The following is a 20,303-nucleotide window of genomic DNA, read 5'->3' on the forward strand; positions in this document are numbered from 1 at the left end:
TGGGTTCGGCTCGCGCGTGAGGTGACGTGTTCAGTGCACCTCGACGGGGACCGGGTGCTGCTCGAGGTGGAAGCGGTAGCGCTCCCGAAGCGTCTCCGGCGCGACACCGAAGTCTGCTCTCAGGTCGTAGGTCATCGACCCGTGCTTGTCGCGTGGGTGCGCGTCGACGTACGCCGTGATCTCGGAGCGGGCGTGGTCGGTGAGCTCCAGGCCGGCATGGGCGTAGACCTGCTCGACCGTGCCCATCGTGTCGGCCATGTACTCGTGGAAGGGCACGTCGAGGATCGCGCCCTCGCGAAGCAGGTGGCGGTCGCGCGCGGCCGACCGGAGCAGTCGCTCCACCAGGGCCGCCCAGTAGTCGAGGATCTCGTTCACGTCGAAGCGGTGGTACATCGTGCGGGCACCGTAGGCACGCAGGGTCGCCGCCGACTGCACCACACCCACGGGGTCGCGTTGGGTCATCACCAGTGTCGCATCGGGGAACACCTTCGTGAGGGGGCCGAGGTTCTCCAGGTGCTGGGGGCACTTCAGCAGCCAGCGCTCGCCGGGGCGGTACCACTGGAGGATCTTCAGCACGGTGCGGAGGTATTCGTAGTGCGGCGTCTGGTCGTGGGCCAGGTAGTGCGCCTGCCACGCCGGCATCATCTGGAAGATCCACTCGGGGTTGTAGCCGGCGAAGTCGTTCGCCCACAGCTCGATGTCCTCGTGGATCGAGTCGGGAGCCATCGTGTGCCACGCCGCCAGATAGGGATTGCCCGACCGCATGCGGTCCCACGCCTGGTCACACCGGACGAACCGCGGGTCGACGCCGTCACGACCCGGCGACTCACCCCTGTCGGGGACCGGCTGGTCGGCCTCCCACAACGGCAGGGACCTGAAACGGCTGTCGGCCGCGAGCAGGTTGACGAGGTGGGTGGTGCCGGACCGCGGCAGACCGGTGACGAACACGGGTGCCACGATCTCCTGCTCATGGATCTCCGGGTGCCGGGCAAGCAGGGCCTCGATGCGCAGTCGGTTCGAGGCATGCTTGACGCAGAGGCCGAACATCACCCGGCGAGCCAGGGCGGTGCGGTTGGGGTCGGTCCGGATCTCGTCGAGCCAGACCCGCATCCGCTCGCGGAAGTCGTCGGCGCCGAAGTCGGCGAGCCCGGTCGCCTCACAGGCCCCGGCCAGCACTGCTTCGACCGTCAGGTCGACCGGGTGCTGCTCCGCGTCCGCCAGAGCCATGCGCTGTACGTCGGACAGCACCGGCTCGGTCAGGTCGTCGATGCGCAGCCTCATGTCACGCTGCTCGTCTTCGCCCACGATTCGGCGAGCAGCCGTGCTCCCGGTGCGTCGTCGGGGTCTCCCTCACGGTCGGGGAAGGCAAGGAGCTCACTGATCAGGCAGTCGTCATCCACCGCGATCACGTCGGTCGTGGTGATCGCGACCGAGCCGTCCGGTGTGTCGATGGCGACGTGCGCCTGGAACACCGCACGGTTGCCGACCACGTTGACCGGGCCGAACCTGGTCACCGTGATCGGTGCGTCGCGGTGGCCCTCGAAGAAGGCCAGGATCGCCTCCCGGCCGACGTTGGGGGCCGACCCGACCGGCTCTTCCTGCACGGCGTCCTCGGCGAAGAACGCGATCACGGACTCAGGGTCGCGGCGGTTGAGCGCGGCGATGTAGCCATCGCACAGGCGGCAGATCTCTTCACGGGTTGGCATGTCACTCCTTGGTCGGCTCGAGGACGTGTTCCTCGATGGCGCTGACGGTGATGTCGGTGAGTCGGTCCTCGTCGATGGGGGTCACCCAGCCCTGGGCGTGCAGGTCGGCGATGCCCATCAGCGAGGCCCAGACGAACGGCACGATCTCGGGCTCGGCGCGCATGACTCGCCCCTCGGCCGCGGCGCACTCCCGCAGTGCGCGCTCCAGCGCCTCGAACTGCGTGCGGGCGCTGTCTAGCTGTTGCTCCCTCGCCTCCACGGTCACGTCGGGACGCTCCGCTCGCCACACCCCGACCAGGCGCCCGACCTGGAGCCACTGGCGCCGGGTCGGCTCCACCATGGCGAGGAGCAGGGACCTCAGCCCCAGGTCGCGTGGCTGGCTGTCGAGCAGCTCCACCATGGTGGCCTGCTGGTCGCGCATGAGGGCTGCGAAGACTGCGTGCTTGTCGGCGAAGTAGTAGTAGAGAAGGCCGAGGCTCATCCCCGCCCGAGAGGCGAGCGCGCGGATCGAGAGCGCCGAGTAGCCGCCCTCGGAGACGAGCTCGGCCGCCGCGTCGAGGATGAGCCGACGCTTGTCGTCCGCGGCAGAGGGTTCCTTCTGACTGGTCACGACGTGGAGACTAGCGAGGACTTGAACAATGTTCAAGAAGGTCTTGAACATTGTTCAAGATTTGGCTACGGTCGCCGGACCCGAACAGAAAACGAGACTCCCGATGAACGTTTCCTTCGACTTCAGTGACCGTCACGTCCTGGTCACCGGCGGCTCCAGCGGCCTCGGCCTGGCCATGGCCCACGACTTCCGATCGGCCGGCGCCAAGGTCACCGTCACCGGCCGCCGCGACTCCGCCGAAGAGTACGACGCGGACCTCGACGGCATCAGCTACGTCCAGTGCGAGATGTCCGAACCCGCCCAGGTCGAGGCACTGGCCGCCGGGTTGGGCCAGCTCGACGTGCTGGTCAACAACGCGGGTCAGAACCTCGTGCGTCGCGACGAGTGGGACCCCGACGTCTTCGAGGACGCGCTGCGGATCAATCTCTCCTCGGCCTTCAGGCTCTCCAATGCCTGCCACGACCTGTTGTCCTCCGCGGGTGGCGCTGCGATCGTCAACCTGGCGTCCATGACCAGCTTCCAGGCCGTGGAGGTGGTCCCGGGGTACGGCGCCGCCAAGGCCGGCGTGGTGCAGATGACCAAGTCACTCGCCCTGGCCTGGGCGAAGGACTCCATCAGGGTCAATGCGGTGGCCCCCGGCCTCGTCGAGACCAACATGACCTCCGGCCTGGTCGGCAACGACGCCGCCGTCGCGCCGACCATCGCGCGCACGCCGATGGGCCGGGTCGGCCAGCCGGACGACATCTCCCCCGTCGTCCTCTTCCTGGCCAGCAACGCCGCCAAGTTCCTCACCGGACAGACCATCGCCGTCGACGGCGGCTACCTGATCAAGGGATGACCACCATGACCTCTCCCCACGACCTGACCACCGAGGTCGACCGACTCATCGACGAGCGACCCGGCAAGGTGCTGCTCGACTTCGTGTACGACGACGAAGCCGTGCCCCTGACCGATTTCCTCTACCGATCCAGCGGATCGTCCTACGCCTACATGCTGGTCACGGATGCCGGCCGGATCATCGTGAACACCGGCCTCGGCTACGAGTCGGCGCACCACCGTCACCTCTTCGACAAGGTTGGCCCGGGCCCCACGCCGTACGTCATCACCACGCAGGGCCACACCGACCACGTCGGCGGGGTGGCGAACTTCCGCGACGACGGCACCGTCTACGTCGCCCAGGAACGCAACCAGTTCGCCCAGGGGCAGGACGCCCGGATCCGCGGACGGATGCGCCAGTGGAACGCGGCCTGGTTCGACCTCGCACCGACCGCGGAGATCGAGAGGTTCGCCGCCGAGCGGCCCGATCTCTCGCTCCAGCAGGACTCGCCCGTCCCCGACCTGACCTTCGAGGACCGGATGGCCTTCACGCTCGGCGGCCTGGACGTCGAGCTGTGGCACGGCACCGGCGAGACCACGGACGGCGCGATGGTCTGGCTCCCCCAGCACCGGATCGCCCTGATCAGCAACCTGCTGGGGCCGCTGTTCTGCCACTTCCCGAACCTGAACACGATCAGGGGCCACGAGTACCGCCAGGTGGAGCCCTACCTCGCCACGATCCGCCGACTCCGGGACCTGCGTCCAGAAATGCTGGTCACCGGGCGGGGCGACCCGATCGTGGGCGCCGACCTCATCGACGCCTGCCTGCAACGCATGCACGACGCGGTGTCGTACGTCCGCGACGAGACCCTCCGCGGCATCAATGACGGCGTCGACCTCGACACTCTGGTCCGCGAGATCACCCTGCCGCCCGAGCTGCGGGTCGGCCAGGGCTATGGCCGGGTCGCCTGGGGTGTCCGAACCATCTGGGAGACCTACCTGGGCTGGTTCCGTCACGAGCGAACGTCCGAGCTCCTCGCGATCGGGCCGAACCAGGTGCTCGCAGACCTCGTCGAGGCAGGCGGGGTCGAGAGTGTTCTCCAGCTCGCCCTGACCCGAGCCGCTGAGGGAAGGCATGCCGAGGCCACCGCTCTCTCGGAGGCCGTGCTCGCGCACACCCCGGACCATCCGCAGGCGAGCCGGCAGCTGCTCGACGCGCAACGCAAGCTGCTCGAGGACCCGGCCCACGAAGCGAACTTCTGGCTCTCGGGCTGGCTCGAGCACCGCATCGACAAGCTCGAGGGCGCCACCACGGGCGGGCAGAGGGAGGTCTGAGCATGCCCAAGTTGATCGGACTGTTCCATCGCAAGGACGGCCTGTCCGCCGCCGAGTTCCGGGACTACTACGAGAACCACCACGCACCGTTCGCCATGTCGCACTTCGCCCACCTGTTCGCGAGCTACACCCGCAACTACGTCGATGCGCCGTACGCCGACGACGGTGCGCCCTCGCACCACGACGGGGTCGACGTGGTCACCGAGATCGTCTTCCACGACGAGAGCGCGATGCACGAGATGTTCGCGATGGCCGAGCAGGATCCGTCGCTGCGTGGGGCAATCGCCGCTGACGAGGCGGCCTTCATGAACCGCGAGGCCAATCGCATCCTGCTGGTCACGGACCACGAGTCCTCCGCAGGGCCAGGGCCGGCTGAGTACTGATCGACCCGAACCCGCGGTCCCGGACGCCGGGACATCGATCCGACCGGGTGCTGGTGCACGGCTAGCGTGCAAGCTCCAGGCCCGACCACATCGAGGAGCATCACATGTCAGGACTCATCGTCGTCGGGGTGGACGGCAGCCCCACCGCCCAGAAGGCGGCACAGACAGCGGCCACCCTGGCCGCAGGCATCGGCGCCCGCCTACACGTGATCTGCGCCTACGACCGGGACCGGGTGGCCGAGGTCGTCGGCACCGGGACCGACCGCTGGATGCTCTCCACGGCCGACGAGGCCGCAGCCACCGCACGGGAGGTCGTCCGGTCCCTGGACGTCGACGGTGTCGAGGTGACCAGCGCGGCCGCCACCGGCAAGCCCGGCGAGGCCTTGGTTGGCGAGGCCGAGCGCCACAAAGCGACGTTGATCGTGGTCGGCAACAAGAGGGTCCAGGGCATCACCCGCGTGCTCGGCAGCATCGCGACCACCGTCGCGCAGCACGCACCTTGCGACGTCTACATTGCGAAGACTGTCTGAATGCCCCAGCCCCCACACGGGCGAAGACAACTGTGGCCGGTCGATCCTCGGATCGACCGGCCACAGGCTTGTGAAGGACTACTTGGTCATGCTCACGTAGCGCAGGTTCACCACCCCGATCTGGGCGGCGAGATTGTCCAGCCCCTTGACCTTGTTCGAGGCGGCCAGTCCGCCGACACCCTGGAACAGCGGGGCGTACACCGCGTTGTCGGTCGCATACTGAACCGCCTTGCTGACCTTGGCGGCACGCTCTTCATCAGTCAGCGTGGGGTCGTCGACACCCTCCATCAGGGCGACCAGCTCCGGCGAGGCACCGGCCGGGCTCCACACCGGGTTCACGAACAGCCGGTCCAGCCAGGCCGAGTTGTCGACGGACGCGAGCGACATGTACATGAACTGCCCCGAATAGTCACCCTCGGCGTAGCCGGTGATCTGGGAAAGGACGTCCATCGGGCGCAGGTCGAACTTGATCCCTACCTCGGCCAGGTTCGCCTGGACCACTTCGCTGATCTTGTCGATGTTGGAGGTGTTGTTGGTCAGGAACTCCCCCGGAATGGTGAACCCGTCCGGGTAGCCGGCCTCGGCCAGCAGCTCCTTGGCGGCCTTCGGGTCGTAGGCGTACTGCTCCTCAAGCGAGTCCTCGAAACCACCCAGGCCCTTGGGCCACGGCTGCACGCGAACCTCGTTCACCGGAGCGAACGCCTCCACGATGCCCTTGCGGTCGATCGCCAGGTTGATCGCTTGGCGCACCTTCACGTCATCGAGCGGCTTGACCTTCGGGTTGAAGTACATGCCCACCATGCCCAGCGAGGTGTCCAGGTCGACGGTCTGGAACTGTCCCTCGGGGAACAGGGTCGGATCACCGGTCCACGTCGTGAGGTCGATCTGGCCGCTCTTCAGCGCGTTGTGCTTCGCGTCGTCACTGGCGATCTTCTTGATCACGACCTTGGCGACGTTGCCGGTCTTCGGGTCCCACTTCGCACCCTCGTCGGTACGACGCACATAGACGGCCTCCTCGCCCGGCTTGAACGACTCGATCGTGTAGGCACCGGTGCCGACCGGCTTGCTCTTCAGGTCGCCCGACTTCAGCGCCTTCGGCGAGATCATGATCCCGCCCAGGTTGCTGGCCAGCGCCGAGAGGATCAACGTGGTCGGATGGTTCAGCTTCACGTCGACGGTGAGGTCGCCGGTGGTCTCGACGCTCACCACGGAGCTGAGTGCGGCCTGCACGGCCGACTTGTCGGCGGCCAGGTAGCGCTCGAGGTTCGCCTTCACCGCCGCAGCGTCGAAAGGCGTGCCGTCACTGAAGGTGACCCCGTCACGCAGGGTGAGCGACAGCGTCTTGCCGTCAGCGGAGAACTTCCACTCCGTGGCCAGCATCGGCTGGTAGGTGGAGTCCGCACCGATCGTGATCAACGTGTCGTAGACCGGCCAGATCGCGAAGGTCAGCTGCGCAGCCTCCGGAGCATCCACCGGGTCGAGCGACGCCGTCATGCCGTACATGATCCGCAGAGTGGCGTCCGGATCGTTCTCACCGCCTCCGGCCGCGTTCGTGCCGCCGCCACAGCCGGCGAGCAGCATCGCCCCCGCCGCGACTGCCACCACCGCCGCCTTGATCTTCCGTGTTCCCAGAGTGACTCTCATCACTGACCTCTCTGCCGTTCCCCGCCACCGGATGTGGTACCTGGAAATTAGGCCGCCCAGGAAGTGCCCCACGACACATCCCGGTGACCGGGAACACATGCACACACCAAGGGCCGGTCGATCCGAGGATCGACCGGCCCGTGGCGTGGTGCGTGAGCTACTTGGTCATGCCCAGGTAACGCAGGTTGGCCACGCCGCTCTGCGACGGGAGCACGTCGAGACCGGTGACCTTGTTCGAGGCCGCCAGTCCGCCGACACCCTGGAAGATCGGGGCGTAGAGCGCGTTGTCGGTTGCGTACTGCACGGCCTTGCTGACCTTGGCGGCACGCTCGTCGTCGCTGAGGGTCGGGTCCTCGACGCCCGCCATCAGGGCGGTCATCTCGGGAGACGGGCCCGCCGGAGACCAGACCGGGTTCGCGAAGAGGCGCTGCAGCCAGGCCGAGCTGTCGATCGACGGCAGCGACATGTACATGAACTGACCCGAGTAGTCGCCCTCGGCGTACCCGGTGATCTGGGACAGGATGTCCATCGGGCGCAGCTCGAACTTGATCCCGATGTCGGCCAGGTTCGCCTGCACCACTTCGCTGATCTTGTCGATGTTGGAGGCGTTGTTGGTCAGGAACTCACCGGGAATGGTGAACCCGTCCGGGTAGCCGGCCTCGGCCAGCAGGTCCTTGGCGGCCTTCGGGTCGAAGGTGTACTGCTCCTCACGAGAGTCCTCGAAGCCACCCAGGCCCTTGGGCCACGGCTGCACGCGGGCCTCGTTCTCGGGGCCGAACGCCTCGGTGATGCCCTTGCGGTCGATCGCCATGTTGATCGCCTGGCGCACCTTGACGTCGTCGAGCGGCTTGACCTTCGGGTTGAAGTACATCCCGACCAGGTTGAGCGCGGTGTCGAGGGCGACGGTCTGCACCTGACCCTTGGTGAAGACGGTCGGGTCACCCGTCCAGGTGGTCACGTCGATCTGGCCGCTCTTGAGCGCGTTGTACTTCGCGTCGTCGCTGGCGATCTTCTTGATCACGACCTTCGCCACGTTGCCGGTCTTGGGGTCCCACTTCGCGCCGGCGTCGGTACGACGGACGTAGACGGCTTCCTCGCCGGGCTTGAACGACTCGATCGTGTAGGCGCCGGTGCCGACGGGCTTGCTCTTCAGGTCGCCCGACTTCAGCGCCTTGGGCGAGATCATGATGCCGCCCAGGTTGCTGGCCAGGGCCGACAGGATCGCCGTGTTGGGCGCCTTCAGCTTCACGTCCACCGTGAGCTTTCCGGTGGTCTCGACGCTCGCCACCGAGCCGAGTGCGATCTGCACGGCCGACTTGTCGGCGGCCAGGTAGCGCTCGAGGTTCGCCTTCACGGCCGCGGCGTCGAAAGGCGTGCCGTCACTGAAGGTGACCCCGTCGCGGAGGGTGAGGGACAGCGTCTTGCCGTCGGCGGAGAACTTCCACTCCGTGGCCAGCATCGGCTGGTAGGTGGAGTCGTCGCCGATCGTGAGCAACGTGTCGTAGACCGGCCAGGTCGAGAAGGTCAGCTGCGCCGGTTCCGGAGCATCGACCGGGTCGAGGGACGCGGCCATGCCGTACATGATGCGGAGTGTCGCGTCCGGGTCGTTCTCCCCACTGCCAGCGGCATTCGTGCCCCCGCCGCAGCCGGCGAGCAGCATCGCCCCCGCCGCGACTGCCACCACCGCCCCCTTGATCTTGTGTGTAGCCAAAGTGACTCTCATCACTGTCCTCTCTCGCATTCCCCGGCCACTGAATGTGGGTAGGAGGAACCTAAGCCGCTACCACGAGCCACAACGCCGCGTCCCGGTGACCGGGAGCGAGGGGATCATCGACCGGCAGCGTCGCGCGTCAGGAAGGCGAGAACGGCGCTCTCCCAGGCCACCTTCTGCTCGATCATCACCCAGTGCCCGCAGTTGGGGAACACGTGCAGCTCCACGTGCGGGATGGTGCGCATCGGCAGCAGAGCCATGTCCACGGGGCTGACCCGATCGTCACGCCCCCAGGTGATCAGGGTCTCCGCCTTGATCTTGTGCAGCTTCGCCCAGTACGGCGCCTCGTCCGACGCAGCGGCCGCCTTGAAGTTCGCGGTCATCGCCGCCGTGGAGTACATCTTTCGCGCGCTGGCGAGGGTCGCCGGGTCGGTGGCCTGCTCCCACCGCTCCTCGATGAGCTCCTCGGTGACCATGGCCGGGTCGTAGACCATCGAGTGCAACCACTTCACGAGGCGCTCGCGGGTGGGCTCGTCGGTGAACTCCATCAGGAGCTTGATGCCCTCACCGGGGCCGGGGCTGAAGATGTTGCGGCCCATGCCGCCGATGGTGACCAGTCGGCGGACCCGGTCGGGTTGGGCCATGGCGAACTGCGTGCCGACGATGCCGCCCATCGAGTTGCCGATGAGGTCGACCTGGTCAAGGCCGAGCCCGTCGAGGAACGCCCCCACGGCGGGTACGGCGGCCGCCATCGGGTGGACGTCGGCACCGTCACTGACTCCGAAGCCGGGGAACTCCAGCACCAGGCAGCGGAAGTGCTCGGCGAACCGGGCGAGGTTGCCGCGGTAGTTGCGCCAGCCGGTCACACCGGGCCCGGAGCCGTGCAGCATCAGCAGCGGCGGTCCCTCTCCGGCCTCGTGGTAGCGCAGCACGCCCTGGTCCGTGGACAGTTCGCGCAGGGTCGATTCGTGAGTCAGCTCGGTCATGTCGCGAACCTAGCGACGAGGCGATCCGGACCGGCGCAGGGTCCCGACCACCGGAACCACTCAACGGGACTGATCGCGTCCGCGGCTCCACGCTCGCATAGAACCGGAGCATCCGACCGGACCCACCCGAGGAGCACACCCATGACAGCAGTCCAGCGATCTGGAGCCGACCTCCACTCTGCGAAGGACGAGCTCGCGGAGGCCCTGTTCGGCCTGCAGAAGGCCATCGACACCCGCGACTGGGACACCGTGCGGGCCACGTTCGCCGACGACGGATCAGGGTACGGCGCGACCGGTCGCGACGACACGATCGTCAAGATGCGGGCCCACCTCGACGGCGTCGGCCCGACCCAGCACCTGATCGGCAACCTGCGCGTGGAGTTCACCGAGGGGGGTGCGCGCACCCTCGCCTATGCCCGGGTGCACCACGTCGGCGCCGGCCCGATGGCCGGCTCCTTCTTCGAGTGCATGGGCGAGTACGACGACCGCTGGGTGAGCACCACGGACGGCTGGCGGCTCGCGTTGCGGACGTTCGACATGCAGATCACGCTCGGTGACTTCGCGGTGCTGCGAGGCAGTGATGACTGACCTGCGCGAGACCTTCGGCGGCGGGACCGCCGTGATCACCGGAGCCGGTGGCGGCATCGGCGCCGGACTCGCCCACCTCGCCGCAGACCTCGGCATGAAGGTGGTCGTCGCAGACCTGGACGCCGCGAGGCTCGACGAGGTGGCCGGTGAGCTCGCCGCCCTCGGGGCCGACGTGCTGGCCGTGCCCACCGACGTCCGCGATGCCGCGGCGGTGGATGCGCTGGCCGAGGCCGCCTTCGACACCTACGGCTCGGTTGAGCTGCTGGTCAACAACGCCGGCATCGAGTCCGTGGGTCGCATCTGGGAGACCTCCCCCGAGACCTGGCAGCGCATGCAGCGGGTGAACGCGGACGGCGTCTTCCACGGGATCCGTTCCTTCGTGCCGCGGATGGGCGCCAGCCCGCGGTCGACGTACGTCGCGAACGTGGCGTCGGTCGCCGCGGTCAGCAGCAGCCCGATGAATGCGGCCTACCACGCCTCGAAGCACGCTGTGCTTGCGATGACCGAGTGCTTGTACCTGGAGGCCGCCGAGCAGTTCCCGCGGATGAGTGTCTCTGTGGCCTGCCCGGCCGCCGTGCGGACCCGCATCTTCGAGGATGCGCTGACCGACACCGTCGACCGGGCGGCCACCGAGGAGATGCTCGACACGATGCGCGGGCACCTCCGCGACGACGGCATCACCCCGGAGGTCGCCGCCCGGCGGATCCTGCTGGGTGTGGCCGATCGGCAGTTCTGGGTGGCGACCCACCCCCAGCGGTTCGCCGAGATCGCCGCCCGGCGGGCCGCGATGCTGACCGACCGCACACCGCCGAGCGCCAACGTGGCGGAGGAGATCGCGCGTCGCACGGCGGTCATCTGAGCCCGCGCGACCGGGACCGTTCCCGGCCCCGGTCGCGGAGGCCCATCCACCTCACGCCGGCGCGTCACCGTCGATGACCACGCGGTGCATGCGACGGCGGCCCGCGTAGTCGGCCACGGCGTAGTGCTGCGTGCAGCGGTTGTCCCACAACACGACCGAACCGGGGGTCCAGTGGAAGCGCACCTGGAAGTCAGGAGACCGCACGTGGTCGGTCAGCATCGGCAGCAGCGACTCGTTCTCGCGGTCGGTCACTCCGTCGAGCCGCGTCGTGAACGTCTTGTTGACGAACAGCGCCTTGCGACCGGTCACCGGGTGCGTGCGCACCACCGGGTGGTGGACGGGCTGGTAGTCGGCATTCACGCTCTTGCGTGCGTGGCTGGTCGAGTTGGACGAGTCGTGCACGGCGGTCATCCCCTCGATCAGGCGCTGCACGTGCGACGACAGGGCGTCGTAGGCGGCGTACATCGAGGCCCAGAGGGTGTCGCCGCCGACGTCGGGGAGGATCACCGCGCGCAGCATCGAACCGAGCGGCGGCTCCTCCAGGAAGGTCGCGTCCGAGTGCCAGATATCGGCGTTGGCGGTCTTCGGCTTGGCGCCGTCGATGTCGATTGCGTGCACCTCGGGCACGTCCGCGGAGACCGGCGGCAGGAACGCGAAGTGCTGCAGCGGGCCGAAGTTCCTGGCGAAGTCGCGGTGCGAGACGTCGTCGAGCTGCTGGTCGCGGAAGAACAGCACCTGGTGCTCGTGGAACAGGTCGACGAGCTCCTTGGCGACGGCGGGCTCGACGCCCGCGGCCAGGTCGACGCCGGAGATCTCGGCACCGATGGAGTGGGTCAGGCGAGTGACGGTCAGGGACGGGTGGCTCACGATTTCCTCCTGGAGGGCAAGTAAGACGTAGTGTCTTAAACGCAACGTAGGCGTGACCGATGCGGCCGAGCACGGCCGTCCCACTGACAAGGAGCACACGCCGGTGACCACCGACGCCCGCACGACGATCCTGCTCGCGGCCGAACGCCTCTTCGCCGAGCGTGGGGTCGAGTTCGTGTCCCTGCGACAGATCGGCGAGCGCGCCGGGCAGCGCAACAACTCCGCCGTGCAGTACCACTTCGGCACCAAGGAGGGGCTGATCCGGGCGCTCTACGACCTGCGACTGGTGCCGCTCCAGGAGGAACGCAGCCGCCTGCTCGCCACCCACGAGAGCCCGTCGTTGCCCGACCTCGCCGATGCCTATGTCACGCCCCTGGCCGACCTCGTGATCGACTCACGCGGCGACAGCGCCTACGCGCGGTTCATCGACCGCTACCTCGGTCGCGGACGCGACTTCGAGCCGTTCGACGACCGCCACAGCCACAGCTCCCAGGAGGTACGGCGCCTGATGGCGTCACACCTGTCGGGGGTGCCGGACGACGTGCGCGAGGAGCGGCTGCGCCTCGTCCAGGTGATGGTGACCCGCTCACTCGCCGATCTCGAGCAGCGTCTCGAGGACGGCAACGCCGACGCGGCGGAAGCGCACCTCACCGTCGAGGTGCTGCTCCGCGCCGTCGTCGACGTGTTGGGCGGGTCAGCTACTTGCTGATCCAGGCGTAGCGGAAGTCCTGGCCACCCAGCGGCGCGAGGAACGCCTTGCCGTCCTCGACACCGTGCACCTTGTTGGTCATCACCCACCCGGGAACGCCCTGCCACAACGGTGCGTAGAGCGCCTGGTCGGTGGCCCACTTGACCACGGCACCGGCACGCCCGGCCCGCTCCTCCTGCGTGGCGGTCGAGTCATCGATGGCGGCGATCTGCGTGCCCACCTCGGCAGGCACGCCACCGGGGAACACCAGCGGGTTCTCGAGGAACTGGCTGAGCGCGACCCCCGGCTCCAGGCTCGGGTAGGACATGAACATGAACGCGCCGGGACGATCGCTGTCGCCGTACGTCCCGCTCGAGAGCTGGCGGATGTCGTAGAGCTCGAGGTCGACCTTGATGCCCACGCTGGCCAGGTCTGCCTGCACGACCTGCGCGGCGTCGGGGAACGGCTCGTAGTTGGCGACGTAGAAGGTGCCGCCGTCGACACCGTTCTCGTGGCCAGCCTCCTTCAGCAGCTCCCGCGCCCGGTCCGGGTCATAGGAGTACGTCGACTCGAGGGACTCGTCGAAGCCGTTGACCACCGAGGCCATCGGCTGGACGCGCGCGGTGGTGGTCGGCACCAGGGCATCGACCAGCGGCTTGCGGTTGATGGCGTAGTTGACCGCCTGCCGGACCCGGACGTCGTCGAACGGCTTGACCGTCTGGTTCAGGTGAAGCGCAGCGGTGGTGGAGGCGTTCTTCAGCGGGCGGATCTTCAACGTGCCCTGGTCGATCCCGGACTTCAGCTCACTGACGTCACCGCCCGACAGGACGACGTCGACCTGACCGCTGCGGATGGCCGCGAAGGCCGTCGACGTCGTGCGCACCGCGATCTCGACCTTGGCGACCTTGCCGGTCTCCTTGTCCCAGATGCCGTCCTTGTCGCTGCGCAGCTTGTAGGTGACCCGCTCCGCCGGGCGGAAGCTGTCGATCACCCAGGCACCACTGCCGACCGGGTTGGTGCCGAGGTCCGGGTTGTCGAGCGCCTTCTCGCTGATCATGATGCCCGGCGCTGCCGCGGCCAGGGAGCCCAGCACGGCCCGGCTCGGCGAGGCGAGGTGCAGGTCGACGGCATGCTCGTCCACGACCTCGACGTCCTTGATGATCGCGGTGGCGCTCTTGCTGACGTCTTCGCCCCGGTAGCGCGCGATGTTGGCCTTGACCGTGTCGGCGGTGAACGGGGTTCCGTCGGAGAAGGTGACCCCGTCACGCAGGTCCAGGCGGAGGGTCAGCCCGTCCTTCGAGAACGTCCACTTGGTGGCCAGCATCGGGAGGTACTCGCCGTCCTCGGAGATCTGGAGGAGCCGGTCGTAGACGGGCCAGGTGTTGGAGAGCACGGCGGTCGAGCCCGGCGTCGTCGCCGGGTCGAGGGTCTGCACGCCGGTGTAGGTCAGCCGCAGCGTCGCCGAGCTGTCGATCTCCCCGTCTCCTGACGTGTTCGCGCTCGAGCCGCAGGAGGTGAGCAGCAGGGCGAGCAGCCCGAGGGCCACGCCCAGGACGAGCCCCGGTCGGCGCCGCAGCGAGAGGGTCTTCTGGTCCGGCATTCTTTCGACTCCTTGATGGGGGGATCGCTCGGCCGTTACGGCCGTTCGGCGAAGGTAGCGTTTGCTTGGTCGTCAATATCCTTGGCGCCGAACCCCCTGTCAACAGGCGAGATCCGCGAAAGTTGCAAACGCTTGCCAAAGTTCTAGCCATGCGGCTAATCTCAGTTCTCGACCCACCCAGTGAGACTTCTGCGCGACCGTGCGAAACAGAGAGGCAGAGATGTCCGAACTTGATCTCGTCATCCGCAACGGCACCGTCATCGACGGCTCCGGCGAACCCCCGCGACAGGCCGACGTCGCGATCCGTGACGGCGTCATCGTCGAGGTCGGTGAGGTCACCGCTTCGGGCCGCGAGGAGATCGACGCACGCGGCCAGCTCGTCACGCCGGGCTTCGTCGACGTACACACGCACTACGACGGCCAGGCCACCTGGGAGAACCGCCTCGTGCCCTCGACCAACCACGGAGTGACCACGGTCGTGATGGGCAACTGCGGTGTGGGCTTCGCGCCCTGCAAGCCCGAGGACCGCGACCTGCTGATCAGGCTCATGGAGGGCGTCGAGGACATCCCCAACGTCGTGCTCAAGGAGGGCGTCGACTGGCAGTGGACCAGCTACCCCGAGTTCCTCGACTTCCTGAGCAGTCGCGAGTTCGACGCCGACATCTGCAGCTACGTCCCGCACGCCGCCCTGCGCACCTACGTCATGGGCGAGCGGGCCTACTCCCGCGAGCCGGCCACTCCCGACGAGATCCGGCAGATGGGCGAGATCCTCGAGGAGTCGGTGCGCGCAGGCGCCTTCGGGTTCGGCACCTCACAGACCATGTTCCACCGCTCCAGCGACGGCCAGCTCACACCGACCCTGGCCGCGACCGAGGAGGAGTACGCCGGACTGGCCGCTGCCCTCGATCGCGCCGGGGCCGGGCTGATCCAGTTCGTCATCGAGTACAACGACGACTGGGAGCAGGTGCTCGACATGGGCCTGCGTCGCGCGAAGGAGTCGAACCGGCCGTTCAGCATGGCGTTGGTGCAGAGCCACGGCAATCCCCGGATCTGGCGCACGATCCTCGACAAGTTCGACGCGTTCAACGCCTCCGGCGGCACCGGCACCCTGCAGATCCTGCCGCGGCCGTTGGGCGTGCTGCTGGGTCTCGAGCTGACCCTCAGTCCGTTCTACTCGACGCCGACCTACCTCGCGATGGCCGACCTGCCACTGGCCGACCGGGTCCGCGAGCTGCGCCGGCCCGAGGTGAAGGAGCGCATCCTCGGCGAGACCAACGACCCGGACCCCGACATGGCGATGGGGATGCGGGTGCGCGACTTCGACCAGCTCTTCGAGATGGGCGAGGACTTCGACTACGAGCCCGCCAAGGAGTCCAGCATCGGCGCACAGGCCCGCCGGCTGGGCGTCTCCCCCGAGAGCCTGGTCTACGACAGGCTTCTCGAGCGCGACGGCCGCAACATCCTCTACCTGGCGTTCTCGAACTACGCCGACTTCTCGCTCGAGCCGTGCCGCGAGATGCTGCTCAACGAGCACGTCGTTCCCGGTCTGGGTGACGGCGGCGCCCATCTGGGAGTCATCTGCGACGGCAGCATCTACACGCACCTGCTCACGCACTGGGGTCGGGACCGCCACCAGGGCGAGCGCCTCTCGCTGCCCCATCTGATCCACCTGATGACCAGGCGGTCCGCCGAGATGGTGGGCCTGCACGATCGCGGCCTGGTCACTCCGGGGCATCGCGCCGACCTGAACGTCATCGACCTCGACGCGCTCGGCCTGGACCTGCCCCGCGTCGTACGCGACCTGCCCGCCGGTGGCCGGCGCCTGATGCAGGACGCGCGCGGCTACACCGCCACGGTCGTGGGCGGCACCGTCGTCACCCGCGACGGCCAGCCCACCGGCGCCCTGCCGGGTCGCCTGGTCCGGGGCCCGCAATCCGCACTGACGTCCGCTCCCGCCTGACCGCTGTTCACCCTTCCCGCAAGCCCACCCTCTGGAGAGAACCATGACTGACACCCTCACCCCCGTCGGCGGCCGTTCCGCCTGGCTCGGCAGCACCCTGGACTACCGCCAGGACGGCCTGTGGCAGCTGTCCGACGACGAGCTCACCGAGATCGACGCGGCGCTCACGGCCCTCAAGGGCCATGGCGAGCTCGACCTCACCGAGATCACCGCAGCCACGTTCCCGCTGCCCGGCGTCGGGGACCTCCTTGCCCGGTTGCGTGACGAGCTCCGGACGGGCCGCGGCTTCGTGCTGATCCGTGGGCTCTCCCGCGAGCAGTACGGCGACGACGACCTGGCCCGCATCTACTGCGGCCTGGGCGCCCACCTCGGCGACGTCATCCCCCAGTCGGGCAACGGCGAGGTCCTGGGCCACGTGCTGAACGTGGCCGACCTGGTCGACGAGAAGGTGCGCGGCTACCGGTCGGCGCAGTCGATGAACATGCACTGCGACGGCCACGACGTCGTCTCGCTGCTCTGCCTGCGTGCGGCGAAGGAGGGCGGCGCCAGCCGCATCGCCAGCGCCGCGGCCGTGCACGACCGCATGGTCGAGACGAACCCCGAGCTGGCCAGGGTGCTGTACGCCGGCATGCCGGTGATGCGTGGCCAGATGGACGCCGAGCGCGGCGACGGCAAGATCGTCACGTCCGACAACGTGGCGCTGTTCGCCCGCGCCGACGGCGAGTTCAGCTCGTGTGTCCACGTCGCCCAGACCCGCGACGCCGCCCGGGCCGGGCACTTCGGCATCACTCCGGAGCAGGAGGCCGCACTCGACCTCTTCTGCGAGCTCTCGGCCTCCCCCGAGTTCTACCTCGACATGAGCATCGCGCCGGGCGACATCCAGTTCCTCAACAACCGGCTGATCGTCCACGGACGTACGCCGTACGTCGACCACGACGACGTCAACCGACGCCGGCACCTGATGCGGCTCTGGGTGAACATCCCCTCCTGGCCGCGTCGGCCCGCCAACCAGCAGGACATCTACTCGATGGACGACCTGCCGCTGTGGGCGCGGTTCCGCACCCCGTTCATGGAGCTGCCGGAGACGTACATGGCCGAGGTCACCGCGAAGCAGGCGGCTGCCGTGTGAGAGACATGAGCCGGGCTCATCTAGGCTTCGTGGATGGCTGAAACCCCCACCAGCACAGGCCTCTCGGGCGCATCCCGGCCCGGCGAGGAGTCGCAGGCGCGCGCCCGGGTGGTCCAGCTCCTCGTCGAGGCGGCCCGGCCCCTCTTCGCGAGTCGCGGCCCCGCCGCAGTGTCACTGCGCGAGGTGGCCCGGGCCGCTGGGGTCAACTACGGGCTGATCCATCAGTACGTCGGCACCAAGGACGACCTGCTGAAACTGGTCTTCCAGAGGTCGTCCGACGACTACGCCCAGCAGTTCAGCGCGGCTGCGAGCACCGAGGACGCGATCGCCATCCTGATGCGGCCGAAGAGCTCGGAGTACGTCCGGATGGTGGCCCGGAGCATCCTCGAGGGTCGCGACCCCGCGGCCATCCTGGGGCGCTCCCCCGCGATGGACGAGCTGGCCCGACGGATCGCCGAGAACGCGGGAGGCGACGACGTCGCGTCCCGCGTGCAGGTCGCCGCACTGACCAGCGCGGCCCTCGGCTGGGGGCTCTTCGGTTCGTTCGTCAGGGACATCACCGGCCTCGAGGACCAGTCCGACGAAGACCTCACCCTGGCCGTCTACGCGCTCGTCCGTCGGGGCGTCTTCCCGACCACCGACGAGGCCGACCCGAGCTGACGGGTCACCGAGGTGCGTACGACGTACCGTTCTCAGGTGGGTTACTCGACCCGTATCCGGATCTCTTCCAGCTCCCCGGTGAAGGGATACCGCTCGGGGTGGTCGGCAACGGGAGAGCCGGAGGTGAACCCGATCGTGAAGAGCTCGTCGATCGAGTAGTAGCCGGGTGGGGTGGCGGAGATCCTGTCGACACCCACGGTCGAGCCGTCGACGACCAGGCTGAACTCTCCACCCTTGCCGCGCCCACCGCCGTCGTATCGGAACTCCAGCAGCACCTCGTGCTGCCCGGGCGCCAGAGGTGCGGGACTCGTCAGGATGAACGCGTCACGCTCGAAGATCCGGACGTGGAAGACCACGCGACCGTCCTCATCGAGGCGCAGACTCCAACCGCCGGAGTGACCTCCGATCGACGCCAGGACGCCGCGGCACGCCGTGCTGCCCACACCGAAGCGGGCCAGCAACTGCCAGGACCGGCCACCGAACGGAGGTGCATCGGTCTCCGGCAGGCCAACCGGCCCGCGATAGACGAACTCGTTCCTGCCGGCCGCGAGGTTCGGCATCGGGGTTCGGGTGGACCGCGCGTCGCGCAACGGCAGGATGCTGACCCGCTCGGCCTCGGCCACGAAGAGCTCCTGGAGCGCGGCCAGCTTCTCCGGCTCGGTCGCCGCGAGATCCGTGGCCTGGCTGAAGTCGCGAGTCGTGTCGTAGAGCTCCCAGGAGTCGGTCGCGAAGTCGTAGTCGCGGCGCGGTTCGCCGTCCTTGAAGCGCGGGGTCCACGGCGCCTGCCCGTGGAAGGCCGAGGCGATCCAGCCCTCGTGGTAGATCGAGCGGTGCCCGAAGACCTCGAAGTACTGCGTCGTGTGGCGTTCGGGAGCGTCGGCATCCGCGAAGGTGTAGACCAGGCTGGTGCCGTCCATCGGCGACTGCTCGACCCCGTTGACCACCTTCGGCGCCTCGATGCCGGCCGCCTCCAGGATCGTCGGCACCACGTCGTTCACGTGCGAGAACTGGGTGCGCAGACCACCGGCATCCTTGATGCCCGCAGGCCAGGACACCACCATCGGGTTGCGGGTCCCCCCGAAGTGCGAGGCCACCTGCTTGACCCACTGGAACGGCGAGGTCATCGCCCACGCCCACCCTGCCGGGTACTGCGGGTACGACCTCTTCCCACCGATCTCGTCGAGGCCGGCCACCTGCTGCTCCAGCGTCTCGGCCAGCCCCTGGAGGGCCGCGGAGTAGCTGATGCTGCCGGCCACTCCCGCTTCGGCACTGCTGCCGTTGTCACCGACGACGTAGACGAACATCGTGTTCTCGAACTGGCCGTCCTCCTTGAGGGCGTCGACCAGCCGCGCGATCTGGGTGTCGGTGTGCTCCAGGAACCCGGCGTACACCTCCATCAGCCGCTCGGCCACGGCCCGCTCGTCCGTGCTGAGCGAGTCCCACGCCGGGAGCGAGTCCGGCCGCGGAGTCAGCACCGCGTCCTGGGGCACGACGCCGAGCGCCTTCTGGCGTTCGAGGATCTCCTCGCGGACGACGTCCCAGCCCTGGGCGAAACTTCCGCGGTACCTCTCGCTCCACTCCCCCGGCACGTGCAACGGCGCATGCGTCGCCCCCGGAGCGAGGTAGAGGAAGAACGGCTTGTCACCCGTCACGGACTGCTGCATCCGGATCCAGTCGATCGAGCGGTCCACCAGGTCCTCGGTGAGGTGGTAGTCGTCGCCCTCGGGTCGCGGAACGGACCGGGTGCCCTCGAACAGGGTGGGCTCGTACTGGTGCGTCTCACCGCCCAGGAACCCGTAGAACGTGTCGAACCCACGACCCGTGGGCCAGCGGTCGAACGGCCCCACCGGCGAGCACTCCCACGGCGGGGTGAGGTGCCACTTGCCGATGCACGCCGTGCTGTAGCCGTGCTCCTTGAGGATCCGGGGCAGCAGCGCAGTGCTGTCGCGGAGCACGCCGTCGTACCCGTTGTGGCTGTTCGCGAGGTTCAGCACCGTGCCCACACCGGTGACGTGCGCGTCGCGTCCGGTCAACAGGGAGGCGCGTGTGGGCGAGCAGATCGCCGTCGTGTGGAACCTGTTGTAGCGCAGACCCTGCCGCGCGATCTCCTCCACGGCGGGGGTCTCGACGAGACCGCCGAAGGTCGACGAGGCACCGAACCCGACGTCGTCGAGGAGCACGATGACGACGTTGGGCGAGGTGGTGTTCGTGGACGTCATGCTCCGTCTCCT

At 68.3% G+C, this 20,303-nt stretch carries 19 protein-coding genes; 10 read left to right on the plus strand and 9 right to left on the minus strand.

Features of this window, described 5'->3' with window-relative positions; translation table 11 throughout:
* Positions 1-30: 30 nt before the first annotated feature.
* From ASH02_RS24685 to ASH02_RS24695, 3 genes are read right to left on the minus strand one after another with little or no spacing between them, the layout of a single operon-like run.
* Entirely contained in the window at positions 31-1,281 is a 1,251-nt protein-coding gene (locus ASH02_RS24685; protein WP_057295678.1) for a sulfotransferase family protein, read from the minus strand.
* Positions 1,278-1,706: a nuclear transport factor 2 family protein gene (locus ASH02_RS24690; RefSeq protein WP_057295679.1), complete on the minus strand. Its 429-nt coding sequence runs from the start codon at positions 1,704-1,706 to the stop codon at positions 1,278-1,280. Before ASH02_RS24690 ends, ASH02_RS24685 begins: the two co-directional genes overlap by 4 nt.
* A 1-nt stretch (position 1,707) precedes the next feature.
* A complete protein-coding gene (locus tag ASH02_RS24695) occupies positions 1,708-2,316 on the minus strand; it encodes a TetR/AcrR family transcriptional regulator (RefSeq protein WP_162262624.1) in 609 nt (202 codons plus the stop codon).
* A 103-nt stretch (positions 2,317-2,419) separates the two neighbouring features.
* Here ASH02_RS24695 and ASH02_RS24700 point away from each other — a divergent pair, with 103 nt between their 5' ends.
* From ASH02_RS24700 to ASH02_RS24715, 4 genes are all read left to right on the plus strand, one after another.
* Complete coding sequence (locus ASH02_RS24700; RefSeq protein ID WP_057295681.1) at positions 2,420-3,154, plus strand: SDR family NAD(P)-dependent oxidoreductase; 735 nt, start codon at positions 2,420-2,422, stop codon at positions 3,152-3,154.
* Positions 3,155-3,159: 5 nt separating this feature from the next.
* Positions 3,160-4,467 carry an alkyl sulfatase dimerization domain-containing protein gene (locus tag ASH02_RS24705; RefSeq protein ID WP_162262625.1) on the plus strand — a complete coding sequence of 436 codons (1,308 nt, stop codon included), beginning with the start codon at positions 3,160-3,162 and terminating at the stop codon, positions 4,465-4,467.
* Positions 4,468-4,469: 2 nt separating this feature from the next.
* On the plus strand, positions 4,470-4,850 hold the full coding sequence (locus ASH02_RS24710) for an EthD domain-containing protein (RefSeq protein ID WP_057295683.1): 381 nt from the start codon (positions 4,470-4,472) through the stop codon (positions 4,848-4,850).
* A gap of 104 nt (positions 4,851-4,954) precedes the next feature.
* Complete coding sequence (locus tag ASH02_RS24715) at positions 4,955-5,380, plus strand: universal stress protein (RefSeq protein ID WP_057295684.1); 426 nt, start codon at positions 4,955-4,957, stop codon at positions 5,378-5,380.
* 78 nt (positions 5,381-5,458) lie between these two features.
* On the opposite strand, the gene ASH02_RS24720 is transcribed toward ASH02_RS24715, so the two are convergent.
* The 3 genes from ASH02_RS24720 to ASH02_RS24730 form a co-directional block, all read right to left on the minus strand.
* A complete protein-coding gene (locus ASH02_RS24720) occupies positions 5,459-6,982 on the minus strand; it encodes an ABC transporter substrate-binding protein (protein ID WP_156409869.1) in 1,524 nt (507 codons plus the stop codon).
* A gap of 199 nt (positions 6,983-7,181) precedes the next feature.
* Positions 7,182-8,735 carry an ABC transporter substrate-binding protein gene (locus tag ASH02_RS24725; RefSeq protein WP_235539117.1) on the minus strand — a complete coding sequence of 518 codons (1,554 nt, stop codon included), beginning with the start codon at positions 8,733-8,735 and terminating at the stop codon, positions 7,182-7,184.
* A gap of 116 nt (positions 8,736-8,851) precedes the next feature.
* On the minus strand, positions 8,852-9,721 hold the full coding sequence (locus ASH02_RS24730) for an alpha/beta fold hydrolase (protein ID WP_057295687.1): 870 nt from the start codon (positions 9,719-9,721) through the stop codon (positions 8,852-8,854).
* 141 nt (positions 9,722-9,862) lie between these two features.
* Here ASH02_RS24730 and ASH02_RS24735 point away from each other — a divergent pair, with 141 nt between their 5' ends.
* Both ASH02_RS24735 and ASH02_RS24740 read left to right on the plus strand, forming a co-directional pair.
* The gene (locus ASH02_RS24735; RefSeq protein WP_057295688.1) at positions 9,863-10,309 is read left to right on the plus strand and encodes a nuclear transport factor 2 family protein; all 447 of its coding nucleotides are present in this window, start codon (positions 9,863-9,865) and stop codon (positions 10,307-10,309) included.
* Complete coding sequence (locus ASH02_RS24740) at positions 10,302-11,168, plus strand: SDR family NAD(P)-dependent oxidoreductase (RefSeq protein ID WP_156388484.1); 867 nt, start codon at positions 10,302-10,304, stop codon at positions 11,166-11,168. Before ASH02_RS24735 ends, ASH02_RS24740 begins: the two co-directional genes overlap by 8 nt.
* 51 nt (positions 11,169-11,219) lie before the next feature.
* On the opposite strand, the gene ASH02_RS24745 is transcribed toward ASH02_RS24740, so the two are convergent.
* On the minus strand, positions 11,220-12,035 hold the full coding sequence (locus tag ASH02_RS24745) for a TauD/TfdA dioxygenase family protein (protein ID WP_200949818.1): 816 nt from the start codon (positions 12,033-12,035) through the stop codon (positions 11,220-11,222).
* Between the two features lie 52 nt (positions 12,036-12,087).
* Here ASH02_RS24745 and ASH02_RS26505 point away from each other — a divergent pair, with 52 nt between their 5' ends.
* A complete protein-coding gene (locus ASH02_RS26505; RefSeq protein WP_056889757.1) occupies positions 12,088-12,744 on the plus strand; it encodes a TetR/AcrR family transcriptional regulator in 657 nt (218 codons plus the stop codon).
* Here ASH02_RS26505 and ASH02_RS24755 read toward each other — a convergent pair.
* Positions 12,734-14,323 carry an ABC transporter substrate-binding protein gene (locus ASH02_RS24755; RefSeq protein ID WP_056889758.1) on the minus strand — a complete coding sequence of 530 codons (1,590 nt, stop codon included), beginning with the start codon at positions 14,321-14,323 and terminating at the stop codon, positions 12,734-12,736. The genes ASH02_RS26505 and ASH02_RS24755 overlap by 11 nt on opposite strands.
* A 220-nt stretch (positions 14,324-14,543) precedes the next feature.
* Between ASH02_RS24755 and ASH02_RS24760 the strand changes: the two genes are divergently transcribed.
* Genes ASH02_RS24760 through ASH02_RS24770 form a run of 3 tightly spaced genes read left to right on the plus strand, consistent with a single transcriptional unit; the run spans position 14,544 to position 18,072 of the window.
* A complete protein-coding gene (locus ASH02_RS24760) occupies positions 14,544-16,283 on the plus strand; it encodes an N-acyl-D-amino-acid deacylase family protein (protein WP_057295689.1) in 1,740 nt (579 codons plus the stop codon).
* Between the two features lie 43 nt (positions 16,284-16,326).
* On the plus strand, positions 16,327-17,412 hold the full coding sequence (locus ASH02_RS24765; RefSeq protein WP_057295690.1) for a TauD/TfdA family dioxygenase: 1,086 nt from the start codon (positions 16,327-16,329) through the stop codon (positions 17,410-17,412).
* A 33-nt stretch (positions 17,413-17,445) separates the two neighbouring features.
* Positions 17,446-18,072, plus strand: a complete 627-nt coding sequence (locus tag ASH02_RS24770) for a TetR/AcrR family transcriptional regulator (protein ID WP_082621020.1) — start codon at positions 17,446-17,448, stop codon at positions 18,070-18,072.
* A gap of 41 nt (positions 18,073-18,113) precedes the next feature.
* Here the strand turns inward: ASH02_RS24770 and ASH02_RS24775 are convergent, their stop codons facing one another.
* Positions 18,114-20,291: an arylsulfatase gene (locus ASH02_RS24775; protein ID WP_057295692.1), complete on the minus strand. Its 2,178-nt coding sequence runs from the start codon at positions 20,289-20,291 to the stop codon at positions 18,114-18,116.
* Positions 20,292-20,303: the final 12 nt, after the last annotated feature.

This window comes from Nocardioides sp. Soil796 (genome assembly GCF_001429525.1).
In the GTDB taxonomy this organism is placed as follows: domain Bacteria; phylum Actinomycetota; class Actinomycetes; order Propionibacteriales; family Nocardioidaceae; genus Nocardioides.

Bases quoted from the DNA above. Each gene is read 5' to 3' on its own strand.
- ASH02_RS24775 (WP_057295692.1), bottom strand. From the start codon at position 20,291: ATGACGTCCACGAACACCACCTCGCCCAACGTCGTCATCGTGCTCCTC.
- ASH02_RS24740 (WP_156388484.1), top strand. From the start codon at position 10,302: ATGACTGACCTGCGCGAGACCTTCGGCGGCGGGACCGCCGTGATCACC.
- ASH02_RS24765 (WP_057295690.1), top strand. From the start codon at position 16,327: ATGACTGACACCCTCACCCCCGTCGGCGGCCGTTCCGCCTGGCTCGGC.
- ASH02_RS24735 (WP_057295688.1), top strand. From the start codon at position 9,863: ATGACAGCAGTCCAGCGATCTGGAGCCGACCTCCACTCTGCGAAGGAC.
- ASH02_RS24755 (WP_056889758.1), bottom strand. From the start codon at position 14,323: ATGCCGGACCAGAAGACCCTCTCGCTGCGGCGCCGACCGGGGCTCGTC.
- ASH02_RS24730 (WP_057295687.1), bottom strand. From the start codon at position 9,721: ATGACCGAGCTGACTCACGAATCGACCCTGCGCGAACTGTCCACGGAC.
- ASH02_RS24690 (WP_057295679.1), bottom strand. From the start codon at position 1,706: ATGCCAACCCGTGAAGAGATCTGCCGCCTGTGCGATGGCTACATCGCC.
- ASH02_RS24685 (WP_057295678.1), bottom strand. From the start codon at position 1,281: ATGAGGCTGCGCATCGACGACCTGACCGAGCCGGTGCTGTCCGACGTA.
- ASH02_RS24715 (WP_057295684.1), top strand. From the start codon at position 4,955: ATGTCAGGACTCATCGTCGTCGGGGTGGACGGCAGCCCCACCGCCCAG.
- ASH02_RS24770 (WP_082621020.1), top strand. From the start codon at position 17,446: ATGGCTGAAACCCCCACCAGCACAGGCCTCTCGGGCGCATCCCGGCCC.
- ASH02_RS24705 (WP_162262625.1), top strand. From the start codon at position 3,160: ATGACCTCTCCCCACGACCTGACCACCGAGGTCGACCGACTCATCGAC.
- ASH02_RS24700 (WP_057295681.1), top strand. From the start codon at position 2,420: ATGAACGTTTCCTTCGACTTCAGTGACCGTCACGTCCTGGTCACCGGC.
- ASH02_RS24760 (WP_057295689.1), top strand. From the start codon at position 14,544: ATGTCCGAACTTGATCTCGTCATCCGCAACGGCACCGTCATCGACGGC.
- ASH02_RS24710 (WP_057295683.1), top strand. From the start codon at position 4,470: ATGCCCAAGTTGATCGGACTGTTCCATCGCAAGGACGGCCTGTCCGCC.